Origin of the sequence: Sinomonas sp. ASV486 (genome assembly GCF_030908215.1) — a bacterium.
GTDB classification, from domain to species: domain Bacteria; phylum Actinomycetota; class Actinomycetes; order Actinomycetales; family Micrococcaceae; genus Sinomonas; species Sinomonas puerhi.
In genome coordinates this window covers 76,268-91,306 of record NZ_JAVFJK010000014.1, presented here as the reverse complement: position 1 = coordinate 91,306, position 15,039 = coordinate 76,268, and the positions used below count along the sequence as shown (strand labels likewise).

The 15,039-nt window shown below is 71.3% G+C and carries 13 protein-coding genes; 6 read left to right on the top strand and 7 right to left on the bottom strand.

The features are described 5' to 3' along the window. Positions 1-93: 93 nt before the first annotated feature. Positions 94-792, bottom strand: coding sequence for a TrkA family potassium uptake protein (locus tag RBS60_RS17915; RefSeq protein ID WP_307958899.1), 699 nt, complete (start codon positions 790-792; stop codon positions 94-96). Beyond that, positions 785-2,194 carry a potassium transporter TrkG gene (locus tag RBS60_RS17910; protein ID WP_307958898.1) on the bottom strand — a complete coding sequence of 470 codons (1,410 nt, stop codon included), beginning with the start codon at positions 2,192-2,194 and terminating at the stop codon, positions 785-787. The genes RBS60_RS17915 and RBS60_RS17910 overlap by 8 nt, the downstream gene beginning before the upstream one ends. Before the next feature lie 162 nt (positions 2,195-2,356). On the opposite strand from RBS60_RS17910, the gene RBS60_RS17905 reads away from it, so the two are divergent. Both RBS60_RS17905 and RBS60_RS17900 read left to right on the top strand, forming a co-directional pair. Next, positions 2,357-3,583 carry an acetoin utilization protein AcuC gene (locus tag RBS60_RS17905; RefSeq protein ID WP_307958940.1) on the top strand — a complete coding sequence of 409 codons (1,227 nt, stop codon included), beginning with the start codon at positions 2,357-2,359 and terminating at the stop codon, positions 3,581-3,583. An 18-nt stretch (positions 3,584-3,601) separates the two neighbouring features. After that, complete coding sequence (locus RBS60_RS17900) at positions 3,602-4,162, top strand: metalloregulator ArsR/SmtB family transcription factor (RefSeq protein ID WP_307958897.1); 561 nt, start codon at positions 3,602-3,604, stop codon at positions 4,160-4,162. A 15-nt stretch (positions 4,163-4,177) separates the two neighbouring features. On the opposite strand, the gene RBS60_RS17895 is transcribed toward RBS60_RS17900, so the two are convergent. Beyond that, positions 4,178-5,173, bottom strand: coding sequence for a squalene cyclase (locus tag RBS60_RS17895; protein WP_307958896.1), 996 nt, complete (start codon positions 5,171-5,173; stop codon positions 4,178-4,180). A 244-nt stretch (positions 5,174-5,417) separates the two neighbouring features. Between RBS60_RS17895 and RBS60_RS17890 the strand changes: the two genes are divergently transcribed. Next, on the top strand, positions 5,418-5,648 hold the full coding sequence (locus tag RBS60_RS17890) for a hypothetical protein (RefSeq protein ID WP_307958895.1): 231 nt from the start codon (positions 5,418-5,420) through the stop codon (positions 5,646-5,648). 4 nt (positions 5,649-5,652) lie between these two features. On the opposite strand, the gene RBS60_RS17885 is transcribed toward RBS60_RS17890, so the two are convergent. After that, positions 5,653-6,417: an IclR family transcriptional regulator gene (locus tag RBS60_RS17885; RefSeq protein ID WP_307958894.1), complete on the bottom strand. Its 765-nt coding sequence runs from the start codon at positions 6,415-6,417 to the stop codon at positions 5,653-5,655. A 176-nt stretch (positions 6,418-6,593) separates the two neighbouring features. On the opposite strand from RBS60_RS17885, the gene RBS60_RS17880 reads away from it, so the two are divergent. The 3 genes from RBS60_RS17880 to RBS60_RS17870 all read left to right on the top strand — a co-directional run bounded on the left by RBS60_RS17880 (position 6,594) and on the right by RBS60_RS17870 (position 9,320). Next, a complete protein-coding gene (locus tag RBS60_RS17880) occupies positions 6,594-7,367 on the top strand; it encodes a CoA transferase subunit A (protein WP_307958893.1) in 774 nt (257 codons plus the stop codon). A gap of 64 nt (positions 7,368-7,431) precedes the next feature. After that, a complete protein-coding gene (locus RBS60_RS17875) occupies positions 7,432-8,130 on the top strand; it encodes a 3-oxoacid CoA-transferase subunit B (protein WP_307958892.1) in 699 nt (232 codons plus the stop codon). Continuing rightward, positions 8,130-9,320: an acetyl-CoA acetyltransferase gene (locus RBS60_RS17870; protein WP_307958891.1), complete on the top strand. Its 1,191-nt coding sequence runs from the start codon at positions 8,130-8,132 to the stop codon at positions 9,318-9,320. Before RBS60_RS17875 ends, RBS60_RS17870 begins: the two co-directional genes overlap by 1 nt. Positions 9,321-9,322: 2 nt before the next feature. Here the strand turns inward: RBS60_RS17870 and RBS60_RS17865 are convergent, their stop codons facing one another. The 3 genes from RBS60_RS17865 to RBS60_RS17855 form a co-directional block, all read right to left on the bottom strand. Beyond that, positions 9,323-10,378, bottom strand: a complete 1,056-nt coding sequence (locus RBS60_RS17865) for a zinc-dependent alcohol dehydrogenase family protein (protein WP_307958890.1) — start codon at positions 10,376-10,378, stop codon at positions 9,323-9,325. Positions 10,379-10,505: 127 nt separating this feature from the next. Continuing rightward, a complete protein-coding gene (locus tag RBS60_RS17860; RefSeq protein ID WP_307958889.1) occupies positions 10,506-11,561 on the bottom strand; it encodes a LacI family DNA-binding transcriptional regulator in 1,056 nt (351 codons plus the stop codon). 103 nt (positions 11,562-11,664) lie between these two features. Beyond that, entirely contained in the window at positions 11,665-15,036 is a 3,372-nt protein-coding gene (locus tag RBS60_RS17855; RefSeq protein WP_307958888.1) for an alpha-L-rhamnosidase C-terminal domain-containing protein, read from the bottom strand. Positions 15,037-15,039: the final 3 nt, after the last annotated feature.

Genomic DNA, 15,039 nt, shown 5'->3' with positions numbered 1-15,039 from the left:
CCCCGGGCGTGACGCGTGGCCGCGCCGCGACACGCGTCTTCTGGCTGCGCCGCGTCGCGCGAATTTTGGCTGCGCCTCGCCGTGCAGCGCGTCCTACGGCCGCGCTGCGAACCGCTCGAGCAGGTCGACGTGTCCCGAGACGATGAGCATGTCCCTGCCCGTGACCTTCGTGTTGGGCTGGGCATACGTGAAGTCCTCGCCCGGGCTCTTGACGCCCACGATGGTCACGCCGTACTTCGACCGCACACCGGACTCGGCCAGAGTGAAGCCCTGGGTCTCCTTGGGCGGGTACATCTTGACGATCGCGAAGTCGTCGTCGAACTCGATGAAGTCCAGCATGCGCCCGCTCACGAGGTGCGCGGCGCGGACGCCGGCGTCCGCCTCGGGGTAGATCACGTGGTTCGCGCCGATGCGGGCGAGGATCTTGCCGTGCGAGGGGGTGATCGCCTTGACCCACATCTGCTCGATCCCGAGGTCCACGAGGTTCGCGGTGATGAGCACCGACGATTCGATCGAGGTCCCCACGCCGACCACGGCGGACTGGAACTCCTGGGCGCCGAGCTGGCGCAGCGCGTCGATGTTCGTCGCATCCGCCTGCACCACATGAGTGAGGGTCCCGGACCATTTCTGGACGAGGTTGACGTCCCGCTCGATCGCGAGGACCTCGCGGCCCTGCTTCACGAGCTGCTCGGCCGTGGCGGCGCCGAAGCGGCCGAGCCCGATCACGAGGACGGGCGCCGAGGGGTTGGGGCGCCGGCTGGCGGCCGCCGTGCTGGTGGTGGGATTAGCCAATGATCGGCCTCTCTTCCGGGTAGTGGTACAGCTGGATGCGCTGGCGGACGGACAGCCCGGACGCGAGCGTGATCGTCCCGACGCGGCCGGCGAACATGAGCACCGTCAGGACGTACATGCCGGCTGGCGGGGACTCGGCGCTGAGGCCCGTGCTCAGTCCCACGGTCGCGAAGGCCGAGAGGACCTCGAACAGGACCCGGTCGAGCGACTGCCCCGTGATCGCCGCCATGAGGAAGCAGCCCACGAGCACGAGCGTCGCCCCGGCGACGATCACCGAGATCGCCACCCGCAGTGCACTGTGGGGGATCGTGCGCCCGTACGCCTTGACGTCTGGGTCGCCGCGCCCCTCGGCGAGGATCGCGAGGAACAGCACCGCGAGGGTAGTGACCTTGATGCCGCCCGCGGTCGAGGCCGATCCGCCTCCCACGAACATGAGTGCGTCCGTGAGGATCCGTGTGGTGCCCTCCAGGCTGTTCTGGTCAACGAGGTTGAACCCGCAGGAGCGGGTCATGATGGACGCGAACACGGAGTGGATGACCTTGTTGCCCACGTTCATCGCGCCGATCGTGCGCGGGTTGTCCCACTCCATCCAGCCCCACAGCGCGCTGCCGAGGGCCACGAGGATTGCGGAGACCTGGATCGTGAGCTTGACGTGCAGGCTCCACCTCTTCCACCGGAATCCGCCCTGCCGCAGGCCGAGGATCACGGGGAATCCGAGCGAGCCCACGAAGGCCCCGAGCGCGATCGGCACGAGGATCCAGAGATCCTGCTGGTAGGGGACGATCCCGTCCGAGTGGGGAGTGAAGCCCGCGTTGTTGAAGGATGAGATCGAGTAGAAGATCCCGTGCCACAGGGACTGCCACCAGTCCTCGCCGAGCGTCACGAATCGCGCCGTGAGGACGACGGCGAGCGAGCCCTCGATCAGGACCGACGTCATGATGACGACGCGCAGGAGCTCCCCGACCTCGCCCAGACGGCTCGTGTTGAGTCCCTCCTGGGCGATGAGCCTGCTGCGCAGGCCGAGCCGTCTGCTCACCATGAGCGTGAGCAGCGACGCGATGGTGAGCGTCCCGAGGCCGCCCACGAAGATGCCGAGCAGGATGACGAGCTGCCCGAAGAACGTCCAGTGCGCCGCCGTCGAGACGACCGTCAGGCCCGTCACACAGACCGCGGATGCGGCGGTGAACAGGGCCTCGTGGAGCGGCGTGACCCTGCCGTCAGTGGACGAGATCGGGAGCGCGAGGAGCAGGGTGAACAGGATGATGGCGACCGAGAAGGTCAGCACCGCGAGCCGTGCCGGGGACGAGGCGGCGAACCGGTCGACGACGTCGCGGAGTCCGGTGAGCGGACCGAGGCCCTCGCGCTGGGGCGCGGGCTGCCACGTCGGCTTGGTCTGGGCCATGGAAAGCGTGTCCTGTGGGTGTACTGGTCGCCCAGAGGACCCGGGCGGCGGCTTCGTGTCACAGTAAACCACCTGCGGCGCCTTGTGGCCTGCACCGCAGTGGAGGTCCGGTAGCCTAGCCCCATGTCCGAGGGCGCAGCGCAGCAGCGGGCCACCGGCCCTGTGCACAGCATTGCTGGCGGCTCCCCAAGCGCAATCCGGCGCATCGAGTACCCCACGGCCGTGGCCTGGAGCGAGTCGGTCCTGAGCTACAACTTCGGTGACCAGCACCCCATGAGCCCCGCGCGGCTCGACCTCACGGCCCGGCTGTGCGAGGCGCTCGGCCTCTTCTCGCTGCCGACCGTGACGCTTGTCGAGCCCCACGTGGCCACCGACGACGAGCTCGCCACGGTGCACACGCGCGAGTACATCGCCGCGGTCCACCGGGTGAGCGAGAACCCCGACCAGCCCGAACCGACCCTGGGCCTGGGCACAGAGGACGATCCGGCGTTCGCCGGGATGCACGAAGCCAGCGCACGCCTCGTGGGCGGTTCCCTCGTGGCCGCGGAGGCGATCCTCGACGGGTCTGCCGTCCACGCGGTGAACTTTGCCGGCGGCATGCACCACGCGGCCGCTGACCGCGGCTCCGGCTTCTGCATCTACAACGACGCTGCCGCAGCCATCCAGCGGTTGCTGGACCGCGGCGTCGGCCGCGTCGTGTACATCGACACGGACGCGCACCACGGCGACGGCACCGAGCGGATCTTCTGGGACGAGCCCCGCGTCATGACCATCTCCCTCCACGAGAGCGGCCTCACCCTCTTCCCCGGGACGGGCTTCCCCACCGAGACGGGCGGGGCCGACGCGGAGGGCACGGCCGTCAACGTGGCCCTCCCCGCCGGCACACGGGACGCGGGCTGGCTGCGGGCCTTCCACGCCGTGGTCCCGCAGCTGGTCGAGGCGTTCCGGCCCGAGGTGATCGTGAGCCAGCACGGCTGCGACGCCCACCACCTGGATCCCCTCACCAACCTCCAGGTCACCGTTGACGCGCAGCGCGAGGTGGCGCTGAGCGTGTCGGCGCTGGCCCGGCGCTTCTGCGAGGGGCGCTGGATTGCCACCGGCGGCGGGGGGTACGAGGTGGTGCAGGTCGTGCCACGGGCCTGGGCGCATCTCGTGGGCATCGCCGCCGGGCATCCCGTGAACCTGCAGACCCCCACTCCCCAGTCCTGGCGCGACTACGTGCGCGACGAGTACGGCAAGGATGCGCCCGCCCTCATGGGCGAGGGCGCAGACCTGTGGTGGCGGTCGTGGGAGATCGGCTTCAACCCGAACGATCCCGTGGACCGGGCCGTCATGGCCACGCGCAGGGAGGTCTTCCCCCTCCATGGGCTCGACCCGTGGTTCGACTGAGGTGGGTAGGCTGGGGGCATGGTGACAGACATCTTCGCCGTCATCGCTGACCGCACGCGCCGGGACATCCTCGACACCCTGCGGACGGGGGACAAGGCGGTCGGCGAACTCGTGGAGGCCCTCTCCGCGAGCCAGCCCACGGTGTCCAAGCACCTCAAGGTCCTGCGCGACGCGGGTCTCGTCACCACGCGCGCCCAGGGCCAGAAGCGCTTCTACGCCCTCCGCGTCGAGCCACTCGGCGAGGTTGGCGGCTGGATCGCCGCGCTGCGCACGACGCCGGGGTCCCCGGCCGCCGCGGCTGTCCCGCCGGGCGCTGTGGCCGAGCCTGAGGAGACCACCGTATCCGGGGAGGAGGCCGCCCTGGTGCCGGCCGCCGTCGTGCCCCACCCGGGCGAGTCCCACACGCACGAGTCCCACACCCACGAGCCCCACACCCACGAGCCCCACACCCACGAAGGCGGCACCGAAGCGAGCCGTCCCGCGCAGATCCAGCGGTCCGTGGAGCGCACGGTCGAGCGGGCCGCCGCCCGAGCGACGGAGCTCATGGCCAACCTGCCGAAGTTCGGCCGCCGGAAGTAGCCCGGGCCGGCGCCTTCAGGTGCGCGCCTCGTCCCACCAACTGAGGGCGCGCGTCGCGTAGAACGTGAGCCACTTCGACGGCTCGCCGGGCAGTACGTCGACGTCGAACCACACGCGGCCCGGGTAGCGGTGCTCCTGGAGCCAGGTCCCGTCGTCCCGCCGCTTCGAGCGGATCACCTCGATCGCCTCACCGAGGCGCGGGTCCGGGCTGGCGCCGTCGTGGATCGAGGCCTCGCGGAAGTAGTCCACGGCGCGGAGCACAGTGTGCTGCCACCGGAACGGGTACGCAAAGACCGTGGCGCCCTGCGGGACGAACTCGCCGGTGGTCCTTCGATGCATCAGGCGGCGGTCGAGAAGGTACTCCTCGCCTGCCTTGCGGGCGGTCCGGAGTTGATCGCCGGGTTCCTCGGGCCCTTCGGGCCGGTCGGCGGCCTTCTCGTAGGAGAGGATCCCGCGCAGCGCGTTGATCGTGGAGTGGAACGATGAGCGGACGGAGCCGTTGACCCATTCGCAGTTCCAGCCGCCCTCAGCCGTCTGGTGGTCGACGAACCACTGGGCGAGCCTGGTGACATCGGCGCCGAGCCAGGCGCCATTGGCGAGCGTGGCGGCGTTGATGCACGCATCGACCTCGCCGCCCCAGTAGGGGAGCGTGGGGTCGTACTCCCAGTGGCTGTTGGCGGCGAGCTTCCTGACTGTTCCCTCGAGGGCGGACGCCTCGAAGCCCCATTCCCGAAGCGTGCTCAGGCTCCATGTGGTGGCCGTCCAAGGTTGGCCGGCGCCCTCGGCGGCGTCGGGACCGTGGAAGTCGAAGTCCGCGGGGAAGTATGCGCCCCCGGCCCACTGCCCGTCGGGATCCTGACACGCGAGGAGCCCCGCGCCGAACCCCTCGGTCGCGACCCGGGCTCGTGAGGCCTCCCACGCGTCCGACGGCGCGTGGGCCAGATCGCGCTCGACCTGCCAGCGGAGCGCTGGGTCGGAGTCCAAAAGCCACCCGGTCACCGTGTCCGGCATGGTCCTACCCTAGCCCTGCGCCCCGGAACTGCGGCAGGGCAGGGACTTTGTCCTCTGTTGTTGTCTGTGGTTTTCGCTGCATCCTAGGGAGGACGCGCCTCTTGTGACGAATGAGGCCAGCACCTCGGCACCACAGTGTGGCAGACCTTTCCGGCTCCACAGCTTTCTTGGTATCCGCAGCAGCCCACAGGCCGCGACGATGGCGTCACGGCGATGGGCACCTTCGAGACAAGGTTGACCGCTCATGCACACCAGCACCACCGACCGCACCACCTCGACCGCACTTGGACGGGTCGGTGGACGCCGTCCGCTCGCCCCTCACCCCGCAGAACACACACCCGCGACTCCCAGAACCTCGGCTCCGTATGTCGATGAGCGGGCCAGCATCGAGAGCCTGGTCCGGATCGGCGTCAGCGAGCAGGAGGCCAGAGCCCATCTGGCGCGTCTTGCAGCAGGGGACGTCTGGGGCGGCTGATTCGTCAGGCGATCGCCGTCGAGAGCCTGTGTGCCTCGGCCATCAGCAGCTCGCCTAGCTCCTCGCGGCGCCCGGGCCGGAATCGCGGCTCGATGCCCGTGAGCGAGAGAGCCCATGCTGGCCGGCCCGCGGGGTCGAAGACCGCCGCGCCGAGCCCGTAGGAGCCCTCTACGATGAGGCCCGGGTTGACTGAGTACCCGAGTTCGCGCGTCTCGGCGACCTTGTCGCGGAGCGGCCCGGACGCGTGGGCGGGGCCGTACTCGGCGGAGCGCTCGCCGTCGTCGGCGATGATGGCCTCAGACTCCTCCTCCGGCAGGAAGGCGAGGATTGCGATGCCCGCCGAGGCCACGCCCAGCGGGAACCGTTTGCCCTCGTAGAGCACGAACGAGCGTACAGGGAAGCTCCCCTCTTCGCGCGCGAGGCACACGGTCTCGTTGCCGCGCCGGATCGAGAGGAACGCCGACTCGCCCGTCGCCTCGGCGAGGCGACGAAGGGCCGGCCGCGCCACGTGCTCGACGGCGAACCGGCCTCCCGCAACCGTGCCCAAGACGTACAGCTCGGGGCCGAGGTGCCATCGGCCGGTCGGCTCGTCGAGGTCGAGGAGGCCCTCGGCTGCGAGGGCTTTGAGGAGCCGGTGGACCGTGGGTCGGGTCAGGGCCGAGGCGCGCACGATCCCCGGGAGGGATAGCCCCGTCCCGCCCGCCTTCGCGACGATCCGCAGCAGGAGTGCAACCCGCCCCACGACCTGCGTACCCTGGACGTCTGCCATCGGCCTCCTCACAACAAACACGCCACAATGTGGACATTCTAGGTCGCACCGACCATCACGTGAACAGTCGGAGTCCTTCTCCCTTGTGACCCAAGGAACAGCGGCCCTAGGCTCCTCACCAGAACAGTCCACAACGTGGCTGAATCAGGGACGCCACCGAGCTCGAGGAGGAGCCCATGCTCACGATGTACACAGATGCCGCCGAGGCGCTGGCCGGCACGCTCACGGACGGGATGACGCTGGCGGTGGGCGGGTTCGGCCTGAGCGGAATCCCGGCCGACCTCATCGACGCCGTGCGGGACTCCGGGGTCACGGGCCTCACCGTCGCCTCCAACAACATGGGTATCGACGGCAAGGGCCTCGGCGTCCTCATCGAGGCCGGCCAGGTAGCGAAGGTCATTGCGAGCTACGTGGGCGAGAACAGGCTGTTCGCGGAGCAGTACCTCGCCGGGAGACTCGAGGTCGAGTTCACGCCCCAGGGTACGCTCGCCGAGCGGCTCCGGGCCGGAGGTGCCGGGATCCCCGCGTTCTACACCAAGACAGGCGTGGGCACGCTCGTCGCCGAGGGGAAGCCGCACGAGACGTTCGACGGCGAGCTCTACGTCCGGGAGCGCGGGATCGTGGCCGACGTCGCACTCGTCCATGCCCACACGGCGGACACCGCGGGCAACCTCGTCTACCGCTACACCGCCCGGAACTTCAACCCGATCGTTGCGACCGCCGGGCGGATCACGGTCGCCGAGGCCGAGCACGTCGTGCCAGCGGGCGAGCTCGATCCCAACCACATCGTCACACCCGGCGTCTATGTCCAGCGGCTCGTGCAGGCCACAGACCGCGTGAAGCACATCGAGCAGACCACGACGCGCCCGCGCCCTCAGGCCGAGCATCGGCAGGACCAGCACCGGCAGGACCAGCAGCTGCAGACCCAGCCCTCCGCCGTCGCCGGCTGACCCCCAAGAACCTGACTCTCAGAACCTGACTCCCAGAACCTGACTTCCAAAGGAGACCCTTTCCATGGCTTGGACCCGCGATGAGATGGCGGCGATCGCCGCCACCGAGCTGAGCGACGGCGACTACGTGAACCTCGGGATCGGCATCCCGACCCTCGTTGCCAACAACCTTCCCGACGGCGTGACCGTGCACCTGCAGAGCGAGAACGGGCTGCTCGGCATGGGCCCGTTCCCCTACGAGGGCGACGAAGACGCCGACCTCATCAACGCCGGCAAGCAGACCGTGACGGTCGTGCCCGGCGGCTCGATCTTCGACTCCGCCACGAGCTTCGGCATGATCCGCGGCGGCCACGTCAAGGTGGCGATCCTCGGGGCCATGCAGGTTTCCGGCAGCGGTGACCTCGCCAACTGGCAGATTCCCGGCAAGATGGTCAAGGGGATGGGCGGGGCCATGGACCTCGTGGCGGGGACGCCGCGCGTCGTCGTGCTCACCGAGCACGTCGCCAAGGACGGCACGCCCAAGATCGTCGCAGAGTGCACCCTGCCGCTCACCGGAGTCGGGGTCGTGGACCGGATCATCACCGACCTGGCGGTGTTCGACGTGCTCAGGCAAGGCGATGCGCACGACGGCGCGCGGCGGCTCACGCTCGTAAAGCTCGCCCCCGGCGTGGGGCTCGACGAGTTGCGGGACAAGACGGGCGCGGAATTCGACGTAGCCCCCCAGGCCGCGCGGGCCGACGCCCTCGCGGAGGTGGCGCGCTGATGTCGCTCAAGGACCAGTTCGGGACCGACGTCCTGCTCACGGGATGGGGCCACACCCGGTTCGGGAAGCTCGAGGGGGAGACGCTCGAGTCGCTCGTCGTGACCGCCGCTCGCGAGGCCATCGAGAACTCGGGCCTCGAGCCGGGTCAGATCGACGAGATCTACCTCGGCAACTACAACGCGGGCATGGTGCCGCTCGCGTTCGCGTCCTCGCTCGCGCTGCAGGTCTCCGACGACCTCGCCAATGTGCCCGCGACCCGCGTCGAGAATGCGTGCGCTTCCGGCTCGGGAGCGTTCCAGCAGGGCGTCAGGGCGCTCCTGGCCGGGACGGCTCGGAATGTGCTCGTGATAGGGGCCGAGAAGATGACCGCAGCCGGGCCCGACACCGTGGGCGCGGCACTCCTGGGCGCGGGGTACGAGTCGGCCGGGAGGCCCTCGACCACGGGCTTCACCGGGCTCTTCGCGGAGGTGGCCCGGGCGTATGAGGACCGCTACGGCCAGGTCTCGGACGTGCTCGGATCGATCGCCGCGAAGAACCACCGCAACGGCATGGCCAACCCGTACGCGCACATGCACCGCGACTTCGGCGAGGAGTTCTGCCGCACCGTCTCGGAGAAGAACCCCATCGTGGACGCGCCGCTGCGGCGCACCGACTGCTCCCCGGTGTCCGACGGCGCCGCCGCCCTCGTGCTCTCGGCCGACCACGCGCCGTCGGGCGCCGCCGCGGATCCCGTGCGCCTCGCGGGGTTCGGGCACGCGAACGACTTCCTGCCCGCAGCGAAGCGCGACCCGCTCGAGTTCGCCGGCAGCCGGGCCGCGTGGGCCCGGGCCCTGTCCATGGCCGGCGCGGACCTCGTGGACCTCGACCTCGCCGAGGTCCACGACTGCTTCACGATCGCCGAGCTCCTCATGTACGAGGTGATGGGGCTCGCGGAGCGGGGCAAGGGGAGCGTGGCGATCGAGGACGGGTCCGTGTACCGGGGCGGTCGGCTGCCGGTCAACCTGTCCGGCGGGCTCAAGGCCAAGGGCCATCCTGTGGGAGCCACGGGCGTGTCGCAGCACGTGGTCGCGGCCATGCATCTCACCGGGAGCGCCGGGGAGATGCAGCTCCCCGGCGCGCGCCGGGCGGCCGTGCACAACATGGGCGGCCTCGCGATCGCGAACTACGTGAGCGTGCTCGAGGCCGTCTGACCCTACTCCGCGGTGATGATGACCTTGAGCGCCTTCTCCGTCGCGGCGTTGGCGAAGGTGTCATAGGCCTCGGTGATCTGCCCGAACGTGAACCGGTGGGTCACGAACTTGGCGGGGTCGATCGCGCCGGAGCTGATCTTGTCGAGGAGCTCCGGCGCCGTCGTCGCATTCACGAGGCCCGTGGTGATCGTGATGTTGTTGATCCAGTCGCGGTCGATCGGGAACTCGACGGGCTTGCCGTGCACGCCCACGTTGGCCACGCGGCCGCCGGGACGGATCGAGTCGAGCGCCGTGGTGAACGTCGCGGGTATGCCCACGGCCTCGATCGCGACGTCGACGCCGAGCCCATCGCGGCTGAGCTTCTTCAGCTCGGCGGCGACGTCCACGCCGTCGGCCACCAGCACGGTATCCGTTGCGCCGAACTTCCGCGCTTCCTCGAGTCGGTACTCGTTGCCATCCACGGCGATGACCTTCGACGCGCCGGCGGGCCCCGCCGTCATGATCGCCGCGAGGCCCACCGGTCCCGATCCCACGACGGCGACGACGTCGCCCTCCTTGACCGCGCCATACAGGACGCCCATCTCGTAGCCCGTGGGCAGGATGTCGCTGAGCATGGCACCCTGCTCGGCCGTGACGCCCTCGGGGAGCGGGATGAGCCCGTTGTCCGCGAACGGAACGCGCACGTACTCGGCCTGGGTCCCGTCGATGAGGTGGCCGAAGATCCAGCCGATGCCGCCCACGGTCTGGCAGTGTGACGTGAGCCCGGCGCGGCAGAAGTCGCAGTCCATGCACTTGGTGATGCACGAGACGATCACGCGGTCGCCCACTTTGACCTTCGTGCAGTCCGGGCCCACCTCGGTGACTACTCCCACGCCCTCGTGCCCGAGGATGCGGCCATCGGTCACGGCGGGGACGTCGCCCTTGAGGATGTGCAGGTCGGTGCCGCAGATCGTTGTGGTCTCGATCTTGACGATCGCGTCCGTGGCGTCCTGGATGACCGGGTCTGGGACGTCCTCCCAGGCCTTCTGGCCGGGGCCGTGGTAGACGAGTGCTTTCATGGTGGAACCTCCTCGACACGGGGTGTGCTGCAGCCACAGCTCAGGAGGGCATGGCGCCTCCACCGGCGAACCTACAACCCCGGCCCGTGAGCAGGATACGGACCAACGGCCTATGTCCTCACCGGGGTCATCCCTGCGCGCCGCGCCCCACGGTCGAGTCCCGCACCACGAGCTCGGGCTTGAACACCACCTGCCGGGGTTCAAGGGACGGATCCTCGGCCTCCTCTCGCAGGATCTGCACCGCGGTCTCGCCGATCAGCTCACGGGGCTGGCGCACGGACGAGAGGGGCACCACTGCGGCGCTCGCGAAGTCGATGTCGTCGTAGCCCACGATCGCGACATCCTCGGGGACGCGGAGTCCGCCCTCCCCCATCAGCACCTGGAGCGCGCCGATCGCCACGAGGTCGTTGCCCGCCAGGAGGGCATCCGGGCGTTCGGAAGCTGGCCGCCCGAGGAGGGCCTTGGCGGCGCGTCGACCATCCTCGAAGCCGAGTCCCGCCGTCGCGATCCCCTCGACGCTCGCTCCCTTGACGCCGTCGGCTGCGGCCCGGGCCCCGGCGAGGCGGTCGCGCATCTGGTCGAGATCGTGCGGGCCGCCCACGAACGCGAGGCGTCGCCGACCGAGCCCGAGCACGTGCTGGGCGGCGAGGCGGCCGCCCTCGACGTCGTCGACGGCCACCGAGCTCAGGCTGCGGTTGCCCGCCGTCCGGTCCACGAGCACCACCGGGGTGCCCGCGGCCCGGAGGCGCTCGAGCCGGTCTCCGAGGTCACCGATCGGCGAGATGAGCATTCCGAGCACGCGCTGCGTCTCGAAGTAGTCCAGATGCGAGGCCTCGCGCTCCGCCGATTCGTCGCTGTTCGCCATGACCACGGAGAGCCCGTCGTGCGCGGCCTCGTCCTCGGCGCCGCGGGCCACGTCGGTGAAGAACGGGTTCCGGACGTCGAGCACCACGAGCCCGATCGTCGTCGAGCGGCCCGCGCGCAGCTGCCGCGCGGCGTCGTTGCGCACGAACCCGAGCTCCTTGATAGCCGTGTGCACGCGCTCGACGGTCGCGGGGCGGACGATGTCAGGCCGGTTGAGCACGTTGGACACCGTGCCCACGGACACGCCCGCGAGCTCCGCGACGTCCCGGATGCTCGCGGTGCCGGACGCGGGGGCGGACGCGGTTCGGGAACGGCTCATGCTGGGAGACTACCGCCTTCCCCGCAGGCGCTCCGGGGCTTCCGGGCGAGCCTCGGTTCCTCGCGCACGACGGCGGCACGCCCCCGAGCCGCGGACGTAACGGTCACTGGGCGGCCCCGCGAGCCGGCCCCAGCGTGTGGCGACCCGGCCCGAGGAGGCGGGGCGCGGCGTCGTGCGTCGTGTCCGGAACGGTGACCAGCGCCTCGGTCCCCGGAGGCAGTTCGCACTCGAGCTCCACCCCGGCGTCGGAACGGCGCCACGAGATCCCCAGCCTGCCCTGCTCGACGGGGAGCTCCGCACGAGCCCACTCGAGGCGGCACGCGGGCGGTCTGACCTCGAACCGGCCGGGCGCCACGCGCCGCAGCCCGAGGATCCCGTCCACGAGCACGGGCCACGCGGCGGCCGCCCACGCGTGGGACTGGCTGTAGTCGGTCCCCTCGACGATCTCCCACGATTCCCACGCGAACGTCGCGCCGGCGTCGAGCCAGGCGAGGGGTCCGCGTGACGGGTCGTCGAGCACGACGCCGAGCGCCTCCTCCACGAGCCCCTCGCCGACGAGCGCGGCGAGCAGCCGGTGCCACGTCATAGGCCCCATCCGCAGGCCGAGGGACGCGGCACGCCGCGCATCCGCACTGCGGTGCTGGGGGTCCGTCGCGCGGACGGCGAGCGGCATCGCCGACGCGTGCTGGGATGCATGCCGGCTCGGCACCCCGTCCGCGTGCAGGCCGTCTACGAGAACCCCGTCGACCCGCAGCTTGGCCTCCATCGCCGCGGCCAGGGCGGCGGCGGAGTCGCGCAGGGAGGCCGCGAGTGCCTCGCGCCCGAGCGCGCCAGCGAGCCGTGACGTCGACGTGAGCGCGGCGTACGCCTGCGCGTTCACTGCGGTCCGGGCGGCAGCCGCCATGTCGTAGCCGTGCCGGTTCGGAGCGGGCCAGTCCACGATCCCGTGCAGGTACGGCCCCCCGCCGCCCGGCAGGTCCGTGACGAGTCCCGTGCACGGGCCGGCGTCAGGGATGGCGCGGCGCACGTAGCCGCACGTCGCCTCGAGCGCGGGCAACAGCTCGGCGGCGAACGTGTCGTCGCCCGAGTTCAGCCAGTAGGCCTCGGCCCACTCGGGCAGCATGAGCGAGAAGTCGGGGATGTCCCGCTTGCCGTCCCCGTTCGGGTAGACAGCGTTGAGGCGGCCGCGCTCCTCGGGTGCGTTCCAGTACCGTGTGCCGGACCACACGAACTCCCGCAGTGCCTGTCGCGTGAACTCGCGCTCGCCGAACGCGGCCATGGTCGCGAGTGAGATGTTCACGGCGTCCGCGAGGAACTGTCCCTTCTCCCGGGTCGGCGTATCCATGAAACGCTCCTGCACTCCGTGCAGTGCCGAATCCTGCAGCAGTGCCAGCACGCGGTTGAGGCGGGGATCCGATGTCTCGACGGCGGCCGGTGCGTCAGGGTGCGTGGCACGCACGACGGCGGCGCTCACCCCCGCGGGCACGCCCTCCTGCGCTCCGCGGGCCTCGATCTCGAGGTAGCGGAAGCCGAGGTGGACGCGGGCTTCGAACGGAGCGCCCGGAGCCGCGCCGTCGGCCGCGCCCGTGTCCGTGTCCGTGTTAGTGTCCGCGAACCCTGGCCCGGCGAGGAAGCCCATGTCCGTGTTCTGGCTCGGGGTCTTTGCCTCATCCACGCGCCCGTCGGCCCTCAGGCTGTACCCCGCGCGGAGCCGCACGGTCCCGCCTGGCCCCGACGCGCCGTCGAACGCCGCGTGTGGCCGCAGCGCCCGGACCGCGCCGAAGTCCGCGACGCGTGTCCCGTCCGCGGCGGTGAGCCAGCGCACCGGGTCGACCTGCTCCTCGGCCGTGTGCGCGCGGCGGGGGTGCAGTGACGGGAACTCCTCCCGTGGGTGGGTCCCGAGGACGACGCCGGGCCCCCACCCCGACCCCTCCGCGAACCCGGGCGAGTCCCAGCCCGCCGGGAGGGGAGCGAGGGCGTGCTCGATCGGGTCGCCCTCGTCGTTGCGATAGCCGGCCTGCGCGTAGGGCGCCTCGGCTGCACGCCAGCCCGGACCGGTGTCGAACACCTCGCGGCGCCCGTCGGCGTACTCGAGGTGCAGCTGCGCGATGAGGCCGGGATGGCCCGACGCGCGTCCCTGACCCGGGCCGTACCAGTGCGCGAGGGCGGCGAGGGCCATGCGGCCGCTGTCGGCGGCGGCCGCGCGGACGGCGCCGGTGACGTCCGCGGCATCGTAGTAGTCCTCGCCCGGATACCCGAACGAGGAGAGGGCCAGGACCTCACGCCCGCCCACGGATGCCCAGGCCTGATGCCGGGCCGCGGCGTAGAGGACGGCGCGGCGCACGGGGCCTGCGAGCCGTACCTCGGTGCGCAGGAGCGACCACTCGTCGGGCTGGCGGAAGGGCGTGTCAGCGGGCCAGCCTGCGAGGCCGTCGGCCGCGGTGCTGTACCGGAAGGGTTCTGTGCCGTTGCTCAAGGTCAGACCGCGCAGGGCGCCCTCGGCCCGGGGCGTGGCGTGCAGCCCGAGCAGCGTCCCCGCGGGCGCGGGCAGCGCGGTATCGAGAACCGGCGTGCCGTCGACGGCGACCGCGAGCCTCCCGCCGCGGGCCTCCGCCCGGAGGTGTCGCCAGGGGGTCTCGCCCGGCCGCACGCGACCGTCCGGGTGCCGGTCGGTCGAGGCGGGGGAGGGCGCGGGGAGCGCGGCCTCGGCCAGTGGCGCGCTGGCCCAGTCCTCGGGTCCGCACGGTTGCCCCCACGCCGCGAGCGGCCGGAGCGTGATGCGGTCCCCCGGTCCGAGCTCGAGGAGGAGACCGGTGCCCGGGCCGCCGCTGTGGAATACGATCCCACACGCGCCGAGCACGGGTCGCAGCTCGGCCTCGAGGGTGAAGTCGAACTCGGCCTCGGCCGGCGCGGGCACGAACGGGATCCCGTGCCAACGCAGCTCGGGCCTGCCTCCGAGCCCGTGCACAATTCGGATCGGTGCGCGGCCTCCAGGCGCGCGCGTGATCCACTGGGCGGTCCAGTCAGCGTCCCCGAGCCCCGTGCCGAAGGCATGCTCTGCGCTCCACGGTCCCCACGCGCCGTCGGCCGAGCGGAGCCGCACGGTCCAGGAGCATTCCGTGTCCGGGGGGAGGGCGGACGCGGCCGGAACGACCACGCGCGTCGTGGCGTGAGCCGGCAGCGCGAGAGGACCCGGGGCCCAGAGGACACGCCCGTCCACGGCGAGGATCCTCGCCTCGGCGGCGACGGGCGTGAGCCGTCCGTCCGGCACCTCGGCCCCAGTGCGGGTCCCGGCGCTCGAGGGATCCCCGGCGCCCGCGCGGGCCTCGGCCTGCCACGACAACCGCGGAGTCGGACCCGCGGTGAGGCATCGCTCGGCGCCCTCGACGCGAAGCCGGACGGGGACGAGCGGGCCCAGGGCCTCGCGGGCGGTCGCCTGGGAGTCGTTGGACGTTTCGGTACCGGTGGTCGCCATGCC

What these genes read in the sequence shown, in the direction of transcription:
- RBS60_RS17900 (WP_307958897.1), top strand. Translation starts at nt 3,602, where the DNA reads ATGGTGACAGACATCTTCGCCGTCATCGCTGACCGCACGCGCCGGGAC.
- RBS60_RS17855 (WP_307958888.1), bottom strand. Translation starts at nt 15,036, where the DNA reads ATGGCGACCACCGGTACCGAAACGTCCAACGACTCCCAGGCGACCGCC.
- RBS60_RS17885 (WP_307958894.1), bottom strand. Translation starts at nt 6,417, where the DNA reads ATGGCAGACGTCCAGGGTACGCAGGTCGTGGGGCGGGTTGCACTCCTG.
- RBS60_RS17910 (WP_307958898.1), bottom strand. Translation starts at nt 2,194, where the DNA reads ATGGCCCAGACCAAGCCGACGTGGCAGCCCGCGCCCCAGCGCGAGGGC.
- RBS60_RS17880 (WP_307958893.1), top strand. Translation starts at nt 6,594, where the DNA reads ATGCTCACGATGTACACAGATGCCGCCGAGGCGCTGGCCGGCACGCTC.
- RBS60_RS17865 (WP_307958890.1), bottom strand. Translation starts at nt 10,378, where the DNA reads ATGAAAGCACTCGTCTACCACGGCCCCGGCCAGAAGGCCTGGGAGGAC.
- RBS60_RS17860 (WP_307958889.1), bottom strand. Translation starts at nt 11,561, where the DNA reads ATGAGCCGTTCCCGAACCGCGTCCGCCCCCGCGTCCGGCACCGCGAGC.
- RBS60_RS17870 (WP_307958891.1), top strand. Translation starts at nt 8,130, where the DNA reads ATGTCGCTCAAGGACCAGTTCGGGACCGACGTCCTGCTCACGGGATGG.
- RBS60_RS17875 (WP_307958892.1), top strand. Translation starts at nt 7,432, where the DNA reads ATGGCTTGGACCCGCGATGAGATGGCGGCGATCGCCGCCACCGAGCTG.
- RBS60_RS17895 (WP_307958896.1), bottom strand. Translation starts at nt 5,173, where the DNA reads ATGCCGGACACGGTGACCGGGTGGCTTTTGGACTCCGACCCAGCGCTC.
- RBS60_RS17890 (WP_307958895.1), top strand. Translation starts at nt 5,418, where the DNA reads ATGCACACCAGCACCACCGACCGCACCACCTCGACCGCACTTGGACGG.